Origin of the sequence: Streptomyces violaceus (assembly GCF_036014075.1) — a bacterium.
GTDB lineage: Bacteria > Actinomycetota > Actinomycetes > Streptomycetales > Streptomycetaceae > Streptomyces > Streptomyces violaceus.
Genome location: NZ_CP107911.1, coordinates 8,084,383 through 8,103,829, shown reverse-complemented (window position 1 = coordinate 8,103,829; position 19,447 = coordinate 8,084,383). Strand labels below are relative to the sequence as shown.

Below are 19,447 nucleotides of genomic sequence, written 5' to 3'. Positions count from 1 at the left end.
GGGGTGTGGTCAGCGGTTGTAGGCGGGCATCGGACCGCGCAGGCGGGCACCGACCTCGTCGCAGGCCGCGGTGACGTCGGCGGGCAGCGGGCCCTCTGCGGCGGCGGCGATGTTGGCGAGCAGGTGCTCGACCTTGGAGCCGCCGAGGAGCAGCGCGTCGGTGGAGGGGCGGTCCAGCAGCCAGCGCAGGGCGAGGTCGGTGAGCGGGAGGCCGGCCTGCCCGGCCACGGCGGCCAGGTCCGTGACGGCGGTGAAGAGCCGTTCGTCCCAGTACCGCTGCCGGTACATGGCGGCGAGCCGCGAGTCGCCGAAGCGGCCGGAGCCGGGCTCTTCACCGAAGTGGTGCCGGCCGGTCAGGAGCCCGCCGCCGAGCGGGTTGTAGACCATGGTGCGCAGGCCGGTGACGGCCGCGTACTCGGCGTACTCCTCCTCGATACGGCGCGCGAGGAGGTTGTGCAACTGCTGGGCGACGACCGGGCGGGGTGCGCCGACCTCGTCGGCCACGCGGCTGAGCTCGGCGATCTGCCAGGCCGCGTAGTTGGACACGCCGAGGGCGCCGATCTTCCCCTCGGCGACGAACTCGGCCACGGTCACCAGGGTTTCGGCGAGCGGCGTCGCACGGTCCGGCTGGTGCAGGTAGAAGAGGTCGACATGGTCGGTGCCGAGCCGCTTGAGGCTGCCGTCCAGGGCGGCGCGCAGTCCGGCCGGCGACAGGGGCGCGTGATCGCCCTGGTCGGGGTGCGGGATACCGGCCTTGGTGGCGAGGACGATCCGGTCGCGGCGGCCCGGGAGCAGTTCCCCAAGCAGTCGCTCGCTCTCGCCGCCCGCGTAGCCGTTGGCGGTGTCCACACCCGTGATGCCGGCGTCGAGCGCGGCGTCCAGCATGGCCGCAGCTCCCCCGCGGTCGACGGTGTCACCGAAGGTCATGGTGCCGAGCACCAGCCGCGAGAGCGGGACGGTGGTGTTCGGCAGGGTGAGGCCGGTGGTCACGAGGAGTTTCCTTCCGGTACGCGGCGGGGTTTCACGCCGTGGATGGCGCTCGGGTCGAGTGCGGCGCGGCGCAGGGCGCGGGTGTAGGGGTCGGCCGGGGCGGCGAGGACGGTCTCGGTCCGCCCGGCCTCGACCACGCGGCCGGCCCGCATCACCACGACGTCCGTGCTCATCTCGCGCACCACGCCCAGGTTGTGCGCGATGACGAGGTAGGCGATGCCGGTCTCCTCCTGCAATTCCCTGAGCAGGGCCAGCACCTGGGCCTGCACGGAGACGTCGAGCGCGGAGGTCGCCTCGTCGCACACCAGCAGGTCGGGGCGGGAGGCGAGGGCGCGGGCGATGCCGATGCGCTGCCGCTGGCCGCCGGAGAAGTCGGCCGGGCGGCGCTCCAGGGCGGACGGGGGCAGGCCGACCTGGTCGAGCAGCTCGGCGGCACGGCGGGCCCGTTCGGCACGGTCCGGCACACCGCCGAGGCGCAGCGGCTCGGCCACGATCTGCTGGGCGGTCAGATGGGGGTCTAGGGAGCCGTACGGGTCCTGGAAGACCATCTGGACGCGGCGCCGCAGCGGTCGCAGTCTCCGCTCCGGGAGGGCGGCGATGTCCGTGCCGTCGAGGACGATACGGCCGGACCGTGGGGTGAGCAGCCGGACCAGGGCACGGGCGAGGGTCGACTTGCCGCAGCCGGACTCGCCGACGACTGCGAGCGAGCCGCCCTTGTCCAGTCGGAAGCCGACCTGGTCGACGGCACGGAAGGGGCCGCTCGGCGTCGGGTATTCGACGACCAGGTCCTCTACGGAGAGCAGGGTCATGGGGTGGCTCCTCGCACGGAGGTCTCGTCCTCGTCCCAGGCGCCGAGGCGGGGCACGGCGGCGAGGAGGGCTCGGGTGTAGGGCTCGGCGGGTTTGTCGACGATGCGTTCGGCCGGGCCGGACTCGACGAAGCGGCCGTCCTTCATGACGTGGATGCGGTCGGAGACCAGCCGGGCCACGCCCAGGTCGTGCGTGATCATCAGTATGCCGATGCCGGTGCGTTCCTGGAGCTCCATCAGCAGGTCCAGGACGCTGGCCTGCACGGTCGCGTCGAGGGCGGAGGTGGGTTCGTCGGCGACCAGCAGTTCCGGATCGCCGGCCAGAGCGATGGCGATGAGGATGCGTTGCAGCATGCCGCCGGAGAACTGGTGCGGGTAGGCCTTCCAGCGGGTCTCGGGGCGGGTGATGCGCACCTGGGTGAGCAACTCGATGCCCTTCTCGCGGGCCTGGGCCCTGGACAGTTCGGGGTGGCGCAGGCGGATCGCCTCGCCGAGCTGCCGGCCGATGGTGTGGACGGGGCTGAGGGCGGTCATCGGGTCCTGCGGGATCAGGGACACCGTCCGGCCGCGTACCGCGCGGGCCGCGCCGGGGTCGGCGACGACGTCCCGGCCGCCGACGCGGACGGCGCCCGACAGCACGGCCAGTCCCTCCGGCAGCAGGCCCAGTACGCCCATCGCGGTGGTCGACTTGCCGGAGCCGGACTCGCCGATGAGGGTCACGGTCTCGCCGCGGCCGACGGTGAAGGTCACGCCGTCGACGGCCCGGACGACGCCGTGCGCGGTGACGAGTTCGATCTGGAGGTCACGGACATCCAGCAGGGGTGTCCCGTCGGTCATGCTCCCGCTCCCTTCCGGCGGCGGGTGCGGTCCCGCAGTCCGTCGCCCAGCAGATTGACCCCGACCACGAGGAGGGCGATGACCAGGCCGGGCAGGGTGACCAGCCACCACGAGGTGGTGATGTAGGCCTGGCCGTCGGAGATGATCCGGCCCCAGGTGGCGAAGGGCCGCTGCGGACCGGCGCCGAGGAAGCTCAGCGCGCTCTCCAGCAGCACGGCCTGGGCGAGCAGGAGCAGCACGACGAGGCTCACCGGCCGTACGACGTTGGGCACGATGTGCCGGGTGAGGATCTGCCAGCCGCGCAGGCCCAGCACACGTGCGGCGGCGACGTACGGTTTCTCGCGCTCGACCAGGACGAGGGAGCGGGTCAGCCGCGCCACCTCGGGCCACTGCGCGACGGCGATCACGCAGGTGATGACGGTGACGGAGGGCCCGAAGAGGGCTACGACGAGCAGCAGCATCATCAGCAGGGGCAGGGCGAGCTGGGCCTCCAGGAAGCGGGAGACGAGCGCGTCGACCCAGCCGCCGAAGAACCCGGCTGCCGACCCGGCGACGATGCCGATCAGCCCGGACACCAGGACCGCGAGGACGCCGACCGAGAGGGAGACCTGGCCGCCGTGCAGGAGGCGCGACAGCAGGTCGCGGCCGAGCTGGTCGGTGCCGAGCAGGTGTCCTGCGCTGAGCGGGGGCAACCTGCGCTGGGACAGGTCCTGGGCGTTGGCCTCCGGCAGGGGCAGCAGGTTCGCGAGGGCGACGGGCAGGACCACCAGGGCCGTGCACACGGACCCGGCCCAGATCTTGAAGCGCGAGCTGCGCCGCTGCCGGGTCGCGGTGGCCCGGGCGAGGTCGCGGGCGCTGACGGCGCTGGGCCGCTCGGCGCCGGCGACCGGGGTGGAGATGACACCGGCCATGGGTCAGGCCGCCTTTCCGAGTCGTACGCGCGGATCGAACAGCGGGTAGGCGAGGTCGACGAGGAGCTGGACGAGGATCGCGAGAGTGGCCGTCACGAGGACGGTGGCCTGGATGAGCGGGTAGTCGCGGGTCTCCAGCGCCCGGACGACGAGCGAGCCGACGCCCGGCCAGCCGAAGACGACCTCGACGACCACGACACCGTTGAGCAGGGCCGCGAAGCGGGTGCCGAGGGCGGTGACGAGCGGCACGGCGGAGTTGCGCAGGCCGTACTGCCAGGTCAGGGTGCGTTCGGAGACGCCGCGGGAGCGGGCGACCGTGGTGTAGGCGGCGGCGAGCGCGGTGGTCATCTCGCGGCGTACCAGGCGTGAGATCAGGGCGAGTTGAAGGACGGCCACGGTCACGGTGGGCAGGATCAGGCCGCTCCACGAGGTGAATCCGGAGGCGGGCAGCACCGGGAGCAGCACCGCGAAGACGGTCAGCAGCATCACGCCGGTCCAGAAGTCCGGCATCGACTGCCCGGTGATCGTCAGGACGTTGGCGCCCAGCTCCCGCTTGGTGTCGGCGCGCCGGGCCATCCACACGCCGAGGGGCACGGCGACGACGGTGGTGACCGCGATGGCGGAGACCGCCAGGGTGATGGTGTACGGCAGCCGGTCCATGACGACCTGGAACGCGGAGGCGTGGAAGGAGTAGCTGGTGCCGAGGTTCCCGGTGCACAGGTCCCGCAGGTAGATCCCGTACTGGACGACGAGCGGTTCGTCGAGGCCGAACTGGGCGCGGATGCGGGCGAGGTCGGCGGCCGTGGCGCTGGGCGCGGCGTAGGCGGCGGCCGGGTCACCGGGGGCCAGGCGCAGCAGCAGGAAGACCGTGGTGAGGGTGAGGAAGACGGCCAGCAGGCTCTGGCCGATGCGGCGGGCGAGGTAGGTGGCCACGGCTCAGCCCTCCAGCCGTACGGCGGACAGGTCGTAGGAGTTGAGCTGGAGCAGGCCCAGGTCGTGCACGCGCTCGCGGCGGGCGAGCAGGGTCTTGGGGGCGAAGGCCCACAGGCTGGGCCAGGTGTTCCAGACGGCGTGCTGCGCGGCGGCCAGCTTGCGGTCGCGGGTGGCCGCGTCGGTCTCGGTGGCGGCGTCCTCCAGGCGGCGCTGGATGTCCGGGATGACGTAGCCCATGTAGGTGTCGCGGGTGCGTTCCCGCTCGGGGGTGCCGCCGTACATGCCCTGGAGGGAGGTGAGGGCCTGGCCGGTGGTGCCGGGGAAGCCGTTGCCGATCACGTCCCAGTCGCCCCCGCGGCCCTGCCGCCACTTCAGGATGTCGCCGCCCGGTTCGAACTGGAGCAGGGAGGCGCGGACGCCGATGTCGCGGAACATGTCGGCGACGGCTTCCATGACGGAGTTGTCGGCGGCGAACTCGCCCGACTCCCAGATGACGCGGATCCGCAGGCCCTCGGCGCCCAGCCGCTTCAGCTGCGCCTTTGCCTTGCCCGGGTCGTAGGTGTAGGCGCCGGTGCGTACCGCGCCTTCGAGGGCGAGCGGGACGACTCCTTCGGCGGCTTCGGCGGAGCCGGTGAGGACGTCCTTCACCAGCGCCTCGCCGTCGATGGCGTAGGTGAGGGCGCGGCGCACGCGGGCGTCGGCCAGGGGGTGGTCGCCGGGCTTGCGGAAGTTGTAGAAGAGCTGGGAGATGCGGACGCCGGCGGTCTCCTCGACGGTGACGCCGGGCAGGTCGGTGAGCTGCTCGGCCGAGTCCGGGGTGAGCGTGTCGACGACGTCCAGCTCGCCACTGCGCAGGGCGATGACCCGGCTGGACTCCTCGGGCACGAAGCGCACCCGGACGGTGTCGACGTGGGCCGGGCGGCCCCAGTAGCGGGGGTTGCGGGCGAGGGTGTACTCGCCGGCGCCGCTGTTGGCCTCGATCACCTTGTACGGGCCGGAGCCGACGCCGCTCTGGAGTTCCTCCGGCCGGTTGGCGGCGGCCGGGGTGATGTGGATGTTGGCCATGAGGCGGTCGAGCACCGGTACCGGCCGCTTGGTGTGCAGCTCGAAGGTGCGCTCGCCGGTCTTCTCGACGGTGGGCAGCTCCGGGAAGAGGCCGAGGAGGAAGGAGCCGTTGACCTTGCCGTACATCTCCAGTGCGGTGGCGACGTCCTCGACGGTGACGGGGCTGCCGTCGGAGTAGCGCACGCCCTCGCGCAGCCGCACGCTCCAGGTGGTCGGCCCGGTCATCGCGAACCGGTCGGCGAGGACCGGCTGGACGCGCATGCCGGGACCGATGCCGGTGAGGGCCTGACGGACCGCGCGCTGCACAGTGACGGCGGCGTCGAACTGGTTCAGCTTGTTGTCGAGGCTCACCAGGGAGCGGTTCAGGCCGAGGGTGAGGGTGCCGGGGCCGGGGGCTCCGGTGGGTCCTGCGCAGGCGGACAGCGGACCGAGGGCCAGACCCGAGCTGCCGAGCGCGCCGAGACGCAGCAGGGTACGGCGGCGGACGGGACGGCGGAGGGGCTCCCACTGGGGGCGGTGGTCCGGGGGTGCGTCATAGGGGCTTGGGGTCATCGTCGACCTTCTCGCGTTCCGGGGGCGACCGGCTCGTGGTGTTCGTGCGGCTCTCGCTGCGGCCCGGTCGGGGGCCCGGCCGGCGGGATACGAACAGGTGTCGCGCCGGAAAAGGTGGCACGACTGCGCGAAGTGCGCAAGGGGTCTCGCGCATTTCGCGCAACCCGTGTCATCATCGATTCCCGAGGCAGCCCGACCGGGCCGCCCGAGGAGGTACCCGTGTCCCTCTCCGCAGCCGGCCCCGGCGGCCAGGTCCAGGCCGCCCACCGGCCCGTACTCGCTCTCGCCGACGATCTGTCCGGTGCCGCCGAGACCGCGGTGGCGCTGCGCTCGCCCGCCCGGATCCTGCTGGGTCCGGTCGCCGTGCCGGTGACGTCCGCGCCCGGCGAGTCGCTCGTGCTCGACCTCGACTCGCGGCAGCTGCCCGGCGCCGAGGCGGCCCGGGCGGTACGGGACGTCACGCGCTCGGCACCCGCGGCAACGGTGCTCTTCAAGAAGGTCGACTCGCTGCTCAGGGGCAACCTCGCCGCCGAGGCGGCCGCCTACGCGCGAGGCGGCCGGGGCGTGGTGATCGCGACCGCTCTGCCGGCGGCCCGGCGCACGGTCCGGGGCGGGGTCGTCCGCCTTGACGGGGTGCCGCTGCACGCGGCGGACGCCTGGCGTGCCGAGGCGCGGCCCGCCCCGCCCTCGGTCGCCGCCGCGCTCGGTGACCTGCCGTCAGCTCCGGTGCCGCTCACGGACGTACGCGGGGCACCCGGCGCGCTACGGGAAGCGCTGCGTGCGTGTTTCGCGCAGGGACGGCATCCGGTGTGCGACGCGGAGACCGAGACCGACCTCGACGCGATCGCCGCGGCGGCCCTCGAACTGGGTCCCGGGATCAGGCTGCTGGGCACCGGCGGACTCGCGGGCGCCCTGGGGCGGCTCCTGGGCACACCCGCGGAGAACGCCCTCGTCCCCGGAGAAGCCGTCCGGCCGCTGCTGATCGTCGTGGGCACGGCCGAGCCGTCCGCCCGCGGACAGGTCGCGCACCTCCTCGCGGACGGAGCCCACCAGGTCTCCCTCAGCACCCTCGACCTCCTCCGCTCCCCGCGACGGCTCGCACCTCCCGTCACCGCCGTCACGGTCGTCCGCGTCACCGGCGCGGCCGACCCCTCCCAGGCGCGCCGTCTCGTCGCCGCGCTCGCCGACACCGTCGCCGACGCGGCACACGACTGCGACCTGGTCCTCACCGGCGGCGAGACCGCCCGCCGCGTCCTGGACGTCCTGCGCGTCACCGACCTGCGCCCGGTCGGCCAGATCCACCACGGTGCGGTCCTCTCCCGCACGCCCGACGGCCGCTCGGTCGTCACCCGGCCCGGCAGCTACGGCGAGGTCGACTCCCTGCGGCGCATCGTCCGTGCCCTGCGCCCCGCACCCGTACGCCACGTTCCGACCGACCCCACAGGAGTAGCCCCGTGAACGCAGCCCCCTCCTCCGCCGCCACCGCAGGCCAGACCCCCGCGGCCACCCGGCCGCTCCCGGTCATCGCGGTGACCATGGGCGACGGCGCAGGCATCGGGCCCGAGGTCATCGTGCCGGCGCTGCTGCACCCCGACACCCTGCGCGACTGCCGACCCGTCGTCGTGGGCGACGCCGGGCGCCTGCGGCAGGCGGCCGGCATCCTCGGCATCCCTTGCGAGATCGTGCCGGTCGAGCATCCGGCCCAGGCAAGGTTCGCGCCCGGCCGCGTCCACGTGATCGACCTCGGGCTGCTCCCCGCCGACCTGCCCTGGGGCGAGCTGTCCGCCGTCGCGGGAGACGCCGCCTACCACTACGTACGCGTCGCCGCCGAACTCGCGCTGCGCGGCGAGGTGGACGGCATCTGCACCGCCCCGCTCAACAAGGGGGCCCTGCACGCCGCCGGCCACCTCTACCCCGGCCACACCGAACTCCTCGCCCATCTCACGGGCGTCGAGGAGGTGTCGATGATGCTGTCGACTCCCCGGGTGAAGGTCATCCACGTCACCACCCACATCGGGCTGATCGACGCCGTGAACCGCATCGAGCCCGGCCTGGTGGAGCGCACGGTACGCCGCGGCCACGAGGCGATGGTGCGCGCCGGGACCGCCGACCCGGTGATCGGTGTCTGCGGCATCAACCCGCACGCGGGCGAGAACGGCCTGTTCGGCTACGGCGAGGAGGAGACGAAGATCGTCCCGGCGCTGGAGACAGTGCGCGCCGACGGCATCGACGCACGCGGCCCGCTGCCCGCGGACACGGCGTTCTACCTGGCCTCGCGCGGCGACTACGACCTCATCGTCGCGATGTACCACGACCAGGGGCACGGCCCCGTCAAGGTCCTCGGCATCGAGGCCGGGGTCAACCTCACCGTCGGACTGCCGGTGATCCGCACCTCCGTCGACCACGGCACGGCCTTCGACATCGCCGGAACCGGCCGGGCAGAGCCCGGTAGCATGGTCGAGGCCCTGCGCCAGGCCGCCGAGATGTCGACCGCTCCGGCCGCCCGCTGACCGCGGTTCGCGGCAGGCACGTGTGCGACCCAGGACGGCCCAGGACTATTGAGGACATGAAGAACCTATGTCTGTGACCGGATCCAAGGCGCGGCGCGACCGCATCGTCCACCTCGCCACCACCACCGGCCTGGCGAGCGTGGAGGAGCTGTCGCAGCTGTTCGGCGTGACGGCCTCGACCATTCGCCGCGACCTGGCCAAGCTCACCACCGACGGGCGTCTGGCCCGCACCTACGGCGGGGCCATGGCCCTGGCCGCGCACCCCGAGGCGTCCCTGCGGCAGCGCGTGGGTGAGGCCTTCGAGGCCAAGCAGGCCATCGCCCGCTGGGCGGCGGCCCAGGTGCGGCCCGGCGAGACGTTGCTGCTCGACGCCGGCTCCACGGTCGGCGCGCTCGCCCACGAGCTGCGCACGGCCGAGGACCTCACCGTGGCGACCACCGGACTCACCGCCCTGCAGGCGCTGTCCGATGTAGAGACGGTGCACGTCGAGTGCCTCGGCGGCACCCTGCGCCCGCTCAGCCAGGGCTTCGTCGGACCGCTCACGGAAGCCGCCCTGGAGCGCATGACGTTCGACCGGGTCTTCCTCGGCACGGACGGCATCTCCCCCGAACTCGGCATCTGCGAGGCGGACCTGCGCCAGACCCGCCTCAAGGAGCTGATGGCCCGCCGCGCCGACCACGTCTACGTCCTCGCCCACGCGGCCAAGCTCGGCCGCCGCCCCTTCCACGCCTGGACGGCCCTGTGCGAGGGCTGGACCCTGGTCACGGACGACACGGCCGACCCGGCCGTACTCGCGGAGCTGCGGGCGCGCGGGGTGGCGACGGTGACCACGACGCCGGAGCGGGTACCGGCCGGCCCGCACGGCGACACCCCGTAGAGCCGGGCATAGCCGGGGCAGCTAGCCACCTGGCCTCCGCCTCCTCGGCGTGGGGACACCTCCTGACGCGGCCGCGTCGAGAAGGCCGCGGAAGGTGGGGCACTCGATGTGGCTCGGCGCGGGGCACACGGCGGCGTGTCTCAGGGAGTCGCGGAGCACGCCCAGTTCGCGGATCCTGCGGTCCAGTTCCTCCGCCTTGTCCGCCAGCATGCGCCGGTCGATCCGTGGCGGCCCGTCCGGCGCGACCATGTGCGCGATCTCGTCGAGCGAGAACCCGGCCGTCCGCCCCAGCGCGATCAGGGCCAGCCGCTCCAGTACGCCGGGATCGTACTGCCGGCGCAGCCCTCGCCGGCCGGTCGGGGCGATCAGCCCCTTCTCCTCGTAGAACCGCAGCGTCGACGCGGGCACCCCGGCACGATGGGACACTTCGGCGATGTCCAGGTCTGTCATTCCCTTGACCTCAAGTCGACTTGAAGTAGAACGCTGTCATCTCACCCCGACCAGGGCAAGCAGACGACGAAGGCCAGCAGAAGGAGAGCCGACGAGCATGGACGCCGAGCGCAGGAACGATGACGAACAGACCGCCCGCTGGAACGGGCGCGCCGGTCACGCCTGGGTGGATCTCCAGCATGTGCTGGACGAGATGTTCAGGCCCATCGAGGGCATGCTCGTCGACGCCGTGTCCGCCGAAGGCGCGGAACACGTGCTCGACGTCGGCTGCGGGACGGGCGGCACCACCCTGGCCGTCGCGCGACGGCTCGGCCCGGCGGGTCACTGCGTCGGGGTCGACATCTCCGGGCCGTTGACCGACACCGCCCGGGCGCGCGCCGAGCGGGAGGGCGTACCGGCCTCCTTCGTCCGCGCCGACGCGCAGGAGCACACGTTCGAGCCCGGCACCTTCGACACCGTCATCTCGCGTTTCGGCGTCATGTTCTTCGACGACCCCGTCCGGGCCTTCGGCAACCTCCGGAGCGCCGTCAGGGACGGGGCCGGCCTGCGGGTCATCGTGTGGCGGGACCCTGCCGAGAACCCGTTCATGACAACCGCCCAGCGCGCCGCCGCACCGCTGCTCCCGAGCCTGCCCGTCCGACGGCCCGACGAGCCGGGACAGTTCGCCTTCGCGGACCCGGACAAGGTCCGCCGCATCCTGGCGGAGAGCGGGTGGGCCGATATCGACATCCAGCCCATCGACGTCGTCTGTGCCCTCCCCGAGAAGGAGCTGGTCCGCTACTTCACCCGGCTCGGGCCCCTCGGCATGGCCCTGCCCGAGGTGGACGAGGAGACGCGCGTACGGGTCGTCGAGACGGTCCGCGCCGCCTTCGATCCCTTTGTGCAGGGCTCGGAGGTCCGCTTCACCGCGGCCTGCTGGACGGTCGGCGCCCGGGCCTCGGCCGCGAAACTTTCGTGAGGCCCGGCCCTCTTTTCGCAGCCCGGGCGCCCCGCGCATAGTGAGATCACGATGACGCAGAAAAGAGCCCTGGTTGTCCGAGGCGGATGGGAAGGCCACGAGCCGGTCAAGGCGACGGAGCTGTTCCTGCCCTTCCTCCGGAACGACGGATACGCGGTCCGGGTCGAGGAGTCGACCGACGTCTACGCCGACACCGCCGAGATGGCGGACACCGACCTCGTCGTGCAGTGCGTCACGATGTCGGAGATCACCCGCGAGCAGGTGGCAGGACTGAGCTCGGCGGTCGTGGCCGGCACCGGTTTCACTGGCTGGCACGGCGGCATCGCCGACTCGTTCCGCGCCTGCGCCGACTATCTCCACCTGGTCGGCGGCCAGTTCGCCACCCACCCGGGCAAGGAACCGTGCGAGCGCCGGGGCGGGGCGGAGGACAACTTCCTGCCGCACACCATCACCCTCACCGAGACCGGCCGCGCCCATCCCGTCACGGCGGGCATCGAGGACTTCGAGCTGGACACCGAGCAGTACTGGGTGCTCCACGACGACCTCATCGACGTCCTGGCCACCACGACGCATCCCGCCCGGCCGTGGCAGCCCTGGCACCGGCCGGTCACCTCACCGGCGGTCTGGACCCGCCGGTGGGGTGCCGGGCGCGTCCTGGTGACGACACCGGGGCACAGCCTCGACGTGCTGGAGCACCCCGACGTCCGCACCATCATCGAGAGGGGCATGCTGTGGGCGACGCGCACCGCATCGGCGTCGTAGGACTCGGCGTCATCTCCCGCGCGTACCTCGACACGCTGGCCGCACATCCCGCCGTGCGCGTCACCGCGGTCGCCGACCTCGACGCCTCCCGGTCGGCCGCGGTCGCCGCCGAACTGCCCGGCGCCGAGGCGCTGACGGTCGAGGAGTTGCTGAGCAGCCCGGACGTGGACACGGTGCTGAACCTCACCACCCCGGCAGCCCACGCCGGGATCGCCCTCGGCGCCATCGGCCACGGGAAGCACGTCTACGGGGAGAAGCCGCTGGCCGCCACGCTCGCCGACGCCCGTGCCGTCGTGGAGGCAGCCGCGAATGCGGGCGTCGGTGTGGGGTGCGCGCCGGACACCGTTCTGGGCACCGGGGTCCAGACGGCACGGGCGGCCGTCGAGGCGGGGAGCATCGGACGTCCCCAGTTCGCCTCGGCCGTGATGGTCACCCCGGGTCACGAACGCTGGCATCCCCACCCCGACTTCTACTACACCGAGGGCGGCGGCCCCCTGCTGGACATGGGGCCGTACTACCTCGCGTCCCTGATCCACCTGCTGGGCCCGGTGCGTGCCGTGATCGGGGCGGCCGGCCGGCTGCGCGCCGAGCGGGTGATCGGTTCCGGGCCGCGCACGGGCGAGCGGATCCCGGTCGAAGTGGACAGTCATGTCTCCGGGGTGCTGGAACACGCGGGCGGGGCACTGACGACGATCACGACGAGCTTCGACGGTGTGGCCACCACGGCCGCGCCGATCGAGGTCCACGGCGAGACGGGGACCCTCTCGGTCCCCGATCCGAACCGCTTCGACGGCGAGGTCCGGCTGCACGCGCTCGGCGACACCCGGTGGCGCGCCCTGCCGGCGTCGGCGGGCTACGAGGACGGCGCACGCGGCGTCGGACTGCTCGACTTCCTCGCGGCCGACGGACAGCGGGCGCCGCGTGCGAACGGCGAACTCGCCCTGCACGTCCTGGAGACGATGACGGCCCTCCTGCGTTCGTCGGCCGAGGGGCGGCGGATCGAGCTGACGACCTCGGCGCAGGCGCCCGATCCGGTGCCGTGGACGGCCGTCGGGGACTGGAAGGGCCCGGTCGCTCCCGGCCGGGCGTGACCGGGCGATGCCGCGCGGGTCAGTCCACGGGCCACGTGTGTGCGGGCGCGTTCATATGCATGTAGTCCATGTACGTCGTGGTCATCTGCCGCAGTGCCTCACGCCGGTCGGAGATGCCCGCCTTCTCCAGATGGTGGACCGTCTCGGCCTGCCAGAGGGCGCCGTTGCGGGCGGTGACACAGCGCTGCTCGATGATGCCCAGCAGGGGTTCGCGCCACGCGTCGTCCATGCCGGCCAGCTCCAGGCCACGGTGGGCGAGCGGCAGCAGGCGCCGCAACACCAGTTCCGTGACCGGCACTTCGCCCACTCCCGGCCAGTACAGGCGGGCGTCGATACCGTCGCGGGCCGCGGTGTGCAGATTCTCCTCGGCGACCGAGAAGGACATCCGCGTCCACACCGGCCGGTCCTCGTCGACCAGGGCGCGGGTCAGTCCGTAGTAGAAGGCGCCGTTGGCGATGATGTCGGCGACGGTGGGGCCGGCGGGCAGCACCCGGTTCTCGATGCGCAGATGCGGACCGCTGTCGGTGACCGCGTAGATCGGGCGGTTCCAGCGGTAGATCGTGCCGTTGTGCAGGGTCAGTTCGTCCAGTTGCGGCACGCCTCCCCGGTCGAGAGTCGCCTGCGGGTCCTCGTCGTCGCACAGCGGCAGGAGGGCCGGGAAGTAGCGCACGTTCTCCTCGAAGAGATCGAAGACGCTGGTGATCCACCGCTCCCCGAACCACACCCGGGGCCGGACGCCCTGGGCCTTGATCTCCTCGGGCCGGGTGTCGGTGGCCTGCTCGAACAGGGGGATACGGGTCTCGCGCCACAGCTCCTTGCCGAACAGGTAGGGCGAGTTCGCCGCGAGGGCGATCTGCACGCCCGCGATGGCCTGGGCCGCGTTCCAGTAGTGCGGGAACTCCTTCGGGGCGACCTGGAGATGGAACTGGGTGCTGGTGCAGGCGGCCTCGGGGGTGATGGTGTCGGCGTACGTCGCCAGGCGCTCGACACCGTCGACCCTGATCCGCAGGTCCTCGCCGCGCGCCGCGAAGATCTGCTCGTTGAGCAACCGGTACCGGGGGTCGCCGGACAGGGCGGCCTCGCTGACGTGCGTCTCCCCCAGCGTCGGCAGAATGCCGACCATGATCAGGTGGGCTCCGACGGCCGAGGCGCGGTCCTCGGCGTGGTTGAGGGCGTCCCGGATCTCCCGCTCCCAGTCTCCGGGGCCGCCGGTCGTGAGCTCCCGGGGCGGGATGTTGATCTCCAGGTTGAAGCGGCCCAGCTCGCTCGACCAGGCGGGCTCGGCGATCGCCTGGAGCACGTCGGTGTTCCGCATCGCGGGCAGTCCTTCGTCGTCCACCAGGTTGAGCTCGATCTCCAGCCCGACCCGGGGCCGCTCGCTCTCGAAACCCGACTCGCGGAGCATCCGCGCCAGCACCTCGAGGTCGGTGTGCATCTTCTGCCGATAGCGACGGCGGTCCTCCCGCGTGAACACCAGGGCCGGCACGTCACGTCCCATGCGTCCTCCCGAGTTCCCTCGGCGGATACCTCTCGTCCCAGCGTCGCACCTTGTCGCCGCCCCCGCACCCACCTAGCCTGACTTTGTGCCGCAAATAAACAAACCCCGAACGCACAGTGCCGTGCCGGGCGACGGCAGCTCCCTCACCCGACTCCGTATCGCGATCACCGTCTTCTTCGCCCTCGACGGCTTCGTCTTCGCCGGCTGGGTCGTGCGCATCCCCGCCATCAAGGACCAGACGAACGCCTCCGCCAGCGCCCTCGGCCTCGCCCTCCTGGGCGTCTCGGCCGGTGCCGTCATCACCATGACCCTCACCGGTCGCCTGTGCCGCCGCTACGGCAACCACCGGGTCACCGTCGTCTGCGCCGTCCTGCTCTCCCTCAGCGTGGCCCTGCCCCCGCTGACCCACTCGGTCCTCGCACTCGGTCTCGTGCTCCTGCTCTTCGGCGCCGCGTACGGCGGGATCAACGTCGCCTTCAACAGCGCGGCCGTCGAGCTGGTGGCCGCGCTGCGGCGGCCGATCATGCCGAGCTTCCACGCCGCGTTCAGCCTGGGCGGCATGATCGGCGCGGGTCTGGGCGGGCTGGTCGCGGGGGCCCTCTCCCCCACCCGGCATCTGCTGCTGCTCACCGTCGTCGGACTACTGGTGACGGCGCTGGCCGGACCGACGCTCCTGCGGCACGAGCCGCCGACGCCGCCGGAGCGGGAACGTCCCGCGAAGTTCGCCCCGCGCCGGCTCGACGGCCGTACCCGGGGGCTGGTGATCGTCTTCGGCGTGATCGCGGGGTGCACCGCGTACGGCGAGGGGGCGCTGGCCGACTGGGGCGCCCTGCACCTCGAACAGGACCTGGACGCCTCGCCGGGCGCCGCGGCCGTCGGCTACTCCTGCTTCGCGCTCGCCATGACGGTGGGGCGGCTGACCGGCACGACGCTCCTGGAACGCCTGGGGCGGACCCGGACCGTCGTCGCGGGCGGCACCACCGCGGCGGCCGGAATGCTGCTCGGCTCACTCGCCCCTTCCCTGTGGGCGGCTCTGCTCGGCTACGCGGTCACGGGCCTCGGCCTGGCGAACCTCTTCCCGGTGGCCGTGGAACGCGCGGGCGCACTGGCCGGCCCCGGCGGCGTCGCCACGGCCTCCACCCTCGGCTACGGCGGCATGCTCCTCGGGCCGCCCGCGATCGGCTTCATGGCGGACTGGTTCACCCTGCCGGCCGCCCTGACCAGCGTGGCGGTGCTCGCGGCGGTGGCGGCGGCGGTCGGGGCTCTCGTGGGGGCGGCGACGCGGCGGGCGGCCGGGGGCTGAGGGCGGCGCGTTCGCCGAGGTCCGCCGATCGACCGCGGCCGGCTGATCGGCACTGCCGTATTCCTGGGTACCCGTGGCCACGCCCGTTGCGATCACCGGGCCGTACGTCGTCGACGAGGAGGCAGACCCGTGACCGAACAGCAGCACCCCGGCGACCTGCACCCCACCCCGGAGTTTCCCGCCCAGGACCAGCCGCATCCCGGGTGGACGGGACCCATGGACCCGCCCCCTGACCACGGCGAGGAGTCCTACCGGGGCAGTGGCCGGCTGGCCGACCGCAAGACCGTGATCACCGGCGGGGACTCCGGGATCGGCCGCGCCGTCGCCCTGGCGTTCGCCCGTGAGGGAGCCGACGTGCTCTTCACCCATCTGGACGACGAGAAGGACGACGCCGCCGAGACGGCCCGGCTGGTCGAGGAGGCCGGCCGGCGCGCCGTGCCCGTCTCGTGCGACGTACGAGAGGAGGAGAACTGCCGGGCGCTGATCGACCGTGCCGTCGCCGAATTCGGCCGGATCGACGTCCTGGTGAACAACGCGGCGTACCAGATGTCGCAGCCCGACGGCATCGAGGCGATCTCCACCGAGCAGTTCGACCGGGTGCTGCGCACCAACCTGTACGGCATGTTCTGGCTCTGCAAGCTGGCCCTGCCGCACATCCCGGAGGGCGGCAGCATCATCAACTCCGCGTCGGTGCAGGCCTACAAGCCCAGTCCTCATCTGCTGGACTACGCGACGACGAAGGGCGCGATCGTCACGTTCACGCAGGGGCTGGCGCAGATGCTGATCGACCGGGGCGTCCGCGTCAACGCGGTGGCGCCGGGCCCGGTGTGGACGCCGCTGATCCCGGCGACGCTGCCGGACACGCAGACGTTCGGCAAGCAGGCGCCGATCGGACGGCCCGCGCAACCGGCCGAGATGGCTCCGGCATACGTCTTCCTCGCCTCCCAGGAGGCGTCGTACATCACCGCCGAGATCGTCAACGCGACGGGCGGGACGCCGCTGCCGTGATCCCCCGGGGACCGCAGCCGTCGGCAGGGGGAAGCCGGCAGCCGTAATTCGCGGGCCTGGAGCGCGCTCCATACGGCAGACTCGGCTTCATGGAGACCGCCGAGTTCCTGCACGCGCTGGAGTCAGAGGGCCTGCTGCTGGCCGCGGCCGCCGAGGAGGCAGGGACGGACGCGAAGGTGCCGACGTGTCCGGAGTGGCAGGTGAGCGACCTGGTGCGGCACACGGGCGCGGTGCACCGCTGGGCCGCGTCGTACGTCACCGAGCGGTACACCGAGCGCCGCCCGCTGGGTGACGTCCCGGACCTCGACGGCGCGGAGCTCGTGGCCTGGTACCGCGACAGTCACCGCCACCTGGTCGACACACTGGCCGGCGCCTCGCCCGACCTGGAGTGCTGGGCCTTCCTGCCCGCGCCGTCCCCGCTGGCCTTCTGGACCCGTCGGCAGGCGCACGAGACGGCCGTGCACCGGATCGACGCCGAGTCCGCACGCGGGGGCGACGCCACCGCGCTCGCCCCGGACTTCGCGACCGACGGCATCGACGAACTGCTGCGCGGCTTCCACGCCCGCTCCAGGAGCAGGGTGCGCACCCCCGAGCCACGTGTCCTGCGCGTGCGCACGGACGACACCGACGCGGTGTGGACCGTACGGCTGTCCTCGGAGCCGCCCGTGACCACGCGGGGCGCGTCAGGCGACGCCGAGTGCGAACTCTCCGGCCCGGCCGAGCAGTTGTACCTGGCCCTGTGGAACCGGGTCCCCCTGCCCAACGTCACGGGCGACCGGGCGCTCGCCACGCTGTGGCGTGAGGCGTCCGGGGTCTGACGGCTCCGCGCCCCGAGCGGCTCAGCCCTCCGGCAGCATCCGCGCCAGCACCGCGCGCTGCACCGGCAGCACCTCGCCGTGCAGCGCGCGCCCCTTGGCCGTGAGCGCGACCTGCACGCCCCGCCGGTCCTCGGAGCACATGCAGCGCTCCACGAGCCCCTCCTTCTCCAGCCGGGCGATCAGCCGCGACAGCGCGCTCTGGCTCAGATGGACCCGCTCGGAGATCTCCTGCACGCGGTAGGACGGAGTGCCCTTCGGCGTCCGGCATCCGGCGAGGACGTCGAGCACCTCGAAGTCGCTGGCGCACAGGCCGTGGCCGTGCAGAGCACGGTCGAGTTCACACTGCGTTCGCGCATGCAGCGCCAGAATGTCCCGCCACCGTTCCACGAGCGCCTGCTCGGCCTGCTTCGCCGCCATGGGCCGCACCGTAACAGAGAGCAGAGTTTGTTGCACCTGAATTAAATGCACTTGCATCTCATGCATGCGCATGTAGCGTCTCGGGCATGATCTCTCCGCTCACCACCCCCACGTCCGGCGGACGTTGGACTCCACGGCTCTGGGGCACCCTGCTGGTCCTCTGCGCCGCGATGTTCCTGGACGCCCTGGACGTGTCCATGGTCGGCGTCGCGCTGCCGTCCATCGGCGCCGACCTCGGCCTGTCGACCTCGGCACTGCAGTGGATCGTCAGCGGCTACATCCTCGGCTACGGCGGGCTGCTGCTCCTCGGCGGACGGGCCGCCGACCTGCTGGGCCGGCGCCAGGTCTTCCTGGTGGCACTGGGTGTCTTCGCACTGGCCTCGCTGCTCGGCGGTCTCGTCGACTCCGGGCCGCTGCTCATCGCCAGCCGCTTCATCAAGGGCCTGAGCGCGGCCTTCACGGCCCCCGCCGGCCTGTCGATCATCACCACGACGTTCCCCGAAGGCCCGCTGCGCAACCGGGCGTTGGCCATTTACACCACCTGCGGCGCCACCGGCTACTCGATGGGACTCGTCTTCTCCGGCCTGCTCACAGAGGCAAGCTGGCGGCTCACCATGCTCCTGCCCGCCCCCATCGCGCTGATCGCCCTGCTCGCGGGCCTGAAGCTGCTGCCGCGCAGTGAGCGCGAGCGCGGCCGGGGCGGCTACGACATCCCCGGCGCCGTCCTCGGCACCGCCTCGATGCTGCTGCTCGTCTTCACCGTCGTCGAGGCGCCCGAGGTGGGCTGGGCCGCGGCCCGGACCATCCTGTCCTTCGCCGCCGTGGCTGTACTGCTGGTGGCCTTCGTCGCGGTCGAACGGCGCAGCCCCAGCCCGCTGATCCGGCTCGGAGTGCTGCGCTCGGGGCCGCAAGTGCGGGCCCAGCTGGGCGCGTTGACGTTCGTCGGCAGCTACATCGGCTTCCAGTTCCTGGTCACCCTGTACATGCAGCAGCTGCTCGGCTGGTCGGCACTGCACACGGCGCTGGCGTTCCTGCCGGCGGGCGCGCTGGTGGCACTGTCGGCGACGAAGGTGGGCGCCGTCATCGACCGGTTCGGCACGGCCCGGCTGATGGTGCTCGGCTTCGCCCTGATGGTGGCCGGCTACGTCCTGTTCCTGCGCATCGACCTGAACCCCGGGTACGCGTCGGTGATCCTGCCGACGATGCTGCTGGTCGGCTCGGGCTTCGCACTGACCTTCCCGTCCTTCAACGTCCAGGCCACCAACGGCGTGGACGAGCACGAGCAGGGCATGGTCTCCGGGCTGCTCAACACCTCGGTCCAGGTGGGCGGCGCGATCTTCCTCGCGGTGGTGACGGCGGTGGTGACCGCGAACAGCCCGGAGAAGGGTGCCGCCACCCCGCAGGAAGTTCTCGACAGCTACCGGCCCGGCCTCGTGGTCGTGACCCTCATCGCCCTCGCCGGCCTGCTGATCACCCTCACGGGCCTGCGGACCGGCCGGGACCGGCCGTCCGTCGTGGTCGCCAAGTCCAACCCCCGGGAAGCGGAGCGCGTCACCGTGCACGACTAGGGAAAAAGGGTACGTTTCATGCTTTTCTGGACTCTGAATGAGTTCTACGCTCGTGTACAGATGGCGGGCGGAGGGCCGGCCAGTCGACCCT

Annotated in this window: 19 protein-coding genes; 10 read left to right on the top strand and 9 right to left on the bottom strand. The window is 72.5% G+C overall.

Translation table 11 applies throughout. From position 1 onward, the window contains the following. Positions 1-9: 9 nt before the first annotated feature. The 6 genes from OG542_RS36545 to OG542_RS36520 are packed head-to-tail and all read right to left on the bottom strand — an operon-like array spanning position 10 to position 6,096. Positions 10-990, bottom strand: a complete 981-nt coding sequence (locus OG542_RS36545; RefSeq protein WP_328416607.1) for an aldo/keto reductase — start codon at positions 988-990, stop codon at positions 10-12. Then, positions 987-1,799, bottom strand: a complete 813-nt coding sequence (locus tag OG542_RS36540) for an ABC transporter ATP-binding protein (RefSeq protein WP_328416605.1) — start codon at positions 1,797-1,799, stop codon at positions 987-989. Before OG542_RS36540 ends, OG542_RS36545 begins: the two co-directional genes overlap by 4 nt. Then, positions 1,796-2,635, bottom strand: a complete 840-nt coding sequence (locus OG542_RS36535) for an ABC transporter ATP-binding protein (protein ID WP_328416603.1) — start codon at positions 2,633-2,635, stop codon at positions 1,796-1,798. The genes OG542_RS36540 and OG542_RS36535 overlap by 4 nt, the downstream gene beginning before the upstream one ends. Continuing rightward, positions 2,632-3,546, bottom strand: a complete 915-nt coding sequence (locus OG542_RS36530) for an ABC transporter permease (protein WP_328416601.1) — start codon at positions 3,544-3,546, stop codon at positions 2,632-2,634. Before OG542_RS36530 ends, OG542_RS36535 begins: the two co-directional genes overlap by 4 nt. 3 nt (positions 3,547-3,549) lie before the next feature. Further along, positions 3,550-4,479: an ABC transporter permease gene (locus tag OG542_RS36525; protein ID WP_328416599.1), complete on the bottom strand. Its 930-nt coding sequence runs from the start codon at positions 4,477-4,479 to the stop codon at positions 3,550-3,552. A 3-nt stretch (positions 4,480-4,482) separates the two neighbouring features. Next, entirely contained in the window at positions 4,483-6,096 is a 1,614-nt protein-coding gene (locus tag OG542_RS36520) for an ABC transporter substrate-binding protein (RefSeq protein WP_328416597.1), read from the bottom strand. Between the two features lie 219 nt (positions 6,097-6,315). Between OG542_RS36520 and OG542_RS36515 the strand changes: the two genes are divergently transcribed. The 3 genes from OG542_RS36515 to OG542_RS36505 all read left to right on the top strand — a co-directional run bounded on the left by OG542_RS36515 (position 6,316) and on the right by OG542_RS36505 (position 9,483). Then, positions 6,316-7,554: a four-carbon acid sugar kinase family protein gene (locus OG542_RS36515; RefSeq protein WP_328416595.1), complete on the top strand. Its 1,239-nt coding sequence runs from the start codon at positions 6,316-6,318 to the stop codon at positions 7,552-7,554. Next, entirely contained in the window at positions 7,551-8,606 is a 1,056-nt protein-coding gene (gene pdxA, locus OG542_RS36510) for a 4-hydroxythreonine-4-phosphate dehydrogenase PdxA (protein ID WP_328416593.1), read from the top strand. Before OG542_RS36515 ends, pdxA begins: the two co-directional genes overlap by 4 nt. Before the next feature lie 67 nt (positions 8,607-8,673). Then, a complete protein-coding gene (locus OG542_RS36505) occupies positions 8,674-9,483 on the top strand; it encodes a DeoR/GlpR family DNA-binding transcription regulator (RefSeq protein WP_193478578.1) in 810 nt (269 codons plus the stop codon). A gap of 21 nt (positions 9,484-9,504) precedes the next feature. Here OG542_RS36505 and OG542_RS36500 read toward each other — a convergent pair whose 3' ends face one another. Then, positions 9,505-9,933: a helix-turn-helix domain-containing protein gene (locus OG542_RS36500; protein WP_328416590.1), complete on the bottom strand. Its 429-nt coding sequence runs from the start codon at positions 9,931-9,933 to the stop codon at positions 9,505-9,507. A gap of 97 nt (positions 9,934-10,030) precedes the next feature. Here OG542_RS36500 and OG542_RS36495 point away from each other — a divergent pair, with 97 nt between their 5' ends. The 3 genes from OG542_RS36495 to OG542_RS36485 are packed head-to-tail and all read left to right on the top strand — an operon-like array spanning position 10,031 to position 12,744. Then, a complete protein-coding gene (locus tag OG542_RS36495) occupies positions 10,031-10,891 on the top strand; it encodes a class I SAM-dependent methyltransferase (protein WP_328416589.1) in 861 nt (286 codons plus the stop codon). Between the two features lie 51 nt (positions 10,892-10,942). Continuing rightward, positions 10,943-11,653 (top strand): ThuA domain-containing protein, encoded by a 711-nt coding sequence (locus tag OG542_RS36490; RefSeq protein ID WP_328416588.1) that lies wholly within the window; start codon positions 10,943-10,945, stop codon positions 11,651-11,653. Next, positions 11,623-12,744 carry a Gfo/Idh/MocA family protein gene (locus OG542_RS36485; RefSeq protein ID WP_328416586.1) on the top strand — a complete coding sequence of 374 codons (1,122 nt, stop codon included), beginning with the start codon at positions 11,623-11,625 and terminating at the stop codon, positions 12,742-12,744. The genes OG542_RS36490 and OG542_RS36485 overlap by 31 nt, the downstream gene beginning before the upstream one ends. A gap of 19 nt (positions 12,745-12,763) precedes the next feature. On the opposite strand, the gene OG542_RS36480 is transcribed toward OG542_RS36485, so the two are convergent. After that, positions 12,764-14,242, bottom strand: a complete 1,479-nt coding sequence (locus tag OG542_RS36480; RefSeq protein ID WP_311129864.1) for a glutamate--cysteine ligase — start codon at positions 14,240-14,242, stop codon at positions 12,764-12,766. A 121-nt stretch (positions 14,243-14,363) separates the two neighbouring features. On the opposite strand from OG542_RS36480, the gene OG542_RS36475 reads away from it, so the two are divergent. From OG542_RS36475 to OG542_RS36465, 3 genes are all read left to right on the top strand, one after another. Next, entirely contained in the window at positions 14,364-15,545 is a 1,182-nt protein-coding gene (locus OG542_RS36475; protein ID WP_328416584.1) for an MFS transporter, read from the top strand. 129 nt (positions 15,546-15,674) lie between these two features. Beyond that, entirely contained in the window at positions 15,675-16,553 is an 879-nt protein-coding gene (locus tag OG542_RS36470) for an SDR family oxidoreductase (protein WP_311129866.1), read from the top strand. 89 nt (positions 16,554-16,642) lie between these two features. After that, a complete protein-coding gene (locus tag OG542_RS36465) occupies positions 16,643-17,371 on the top strand; it encodes a maleylpyruvate isomerase family mycothiol-dependent enzyme (RefSeq protein ID WP_328416581.1) in 729 nt (242 codons plus the stop codon). Positions 17,372-17,392: 21 nt separating this feature from the next. Here OG542_RS36465 and OG542_RS36460 read toward each other — a convergent pair whose 3' ends face one another. Next, a complete protein-coding gene (locus OG542_RS36460; RefSeq protein ID WP_328416579.1) occupies positions 17,393-17,788 on the bottom strand; it encodes a MarR family winged helix-turn-helix transcriptional regulator in 396 nt (131 codons plus the stop codon). Between the two features lie 86 nt (positions 17,789-17,874). On the opposite strand from OG542_RS36460, the gene OG542_RS36455 reads away from it, so the two are divergent. After that, entirely contained in the window at positions 17,875-19,356 is a 1,482-nt protein-coding gene (locus OG542_RS36455) for an MFS transporter (protein WP_328416577.1), read from the top strand. The last annotated feature ends 91 nt before the right edge of the window (positions 19,357-19,447 follow it).

Excerpts from the sequence above, each read along its gene's own strand:
- OG542_RS36540 (WP_328416605.1), bottom strand. The coding sequence starts at position 1,799 with ATGACCCTGCTCTCCGTAGAGGACCTGGTCGTCGAATACCCGACGCCG.
- OG542_RS36535 (WP_328416603.1), bottom strand. The coding sequence starts at position 2,635 with ATGACCGACGGGACACCCCTGCTGGATGTCCGTGACCTCCAGATCGAA.
- OG542_RS36530 (WP_328416601.1), bottom strand. The coding sequence starts at position 3,546 with ATGGCCGGTGTCATCTCCACCCCGGTCGCCGGCGCCGAGCGGCCCAGC.
- OG542_RS36520 (WP_328416597.1), bottom strand. The coding sequence starts at position 6,096 with ATGACCCCAAGCCCCTATGACGCACCCCCGGACCACCGCCCCCAGTGG.
- OG542_RS36505 (WP_193478578.1), top strand. The coding sequence starts at position 8,674 with ATGTCTGTGACCGGATCCAAGGCGCGGCGCGACCGCATCGTCCACCTC.
- OG542_RS36500 (WP_328416590.1), bottom strand. The coding sequence starts at position 9,933 with ATGACAGACCTGGACATCGCCGAAGTGTCCCATCGTGCCGGGGTGCCC.
- OG542_RS36495 (WP_328416589.1), top strand. The coding sequence starts at position 10,031 with ATGGACGCCGAGCGCAGGAACGATGACGAACAGACCGCCCGCTGGAAC.
- OG542_RS36490 (WP_328416588.1), top strand. The coding sequence starts at position 10,943 with ATGACGCAGAAAAGAGCCCTGGTTGTCCGAGGCGGATGGGAAGGCCAC.
- OG542_RS36480 (WP_311129864.1), bottom strand. The coding sequence starts at position 14,242 with ATGGGACGTGACGTGCCGGCCCTGGTGTTCACGCGGGAGGACCGCCGT.
- OG542_RS36465 (WP_328416581.1), top strand. The coding sequence starts at position 16,643 with ATGGAGACCGCCGAGTTCCTGCACGCGCTGGAGTCAGAGGGCCTGCTG.
- OG542_RS36460 (WP_328416579.1), bottom strand. The coding sequence starts at position 17,788 with ATGGCGGCGAAGCAGGCCGAGCAGGCGCTCGTGGAACGGTGGCGGGAC.
- OG542_RS36455 (WP_328416577.1), top strand. The coding sequence starts at position 17,875 with ATGATCTCTCCGCTCACCACCCCCACGTCCGGCGGACGTTGGACTCCA.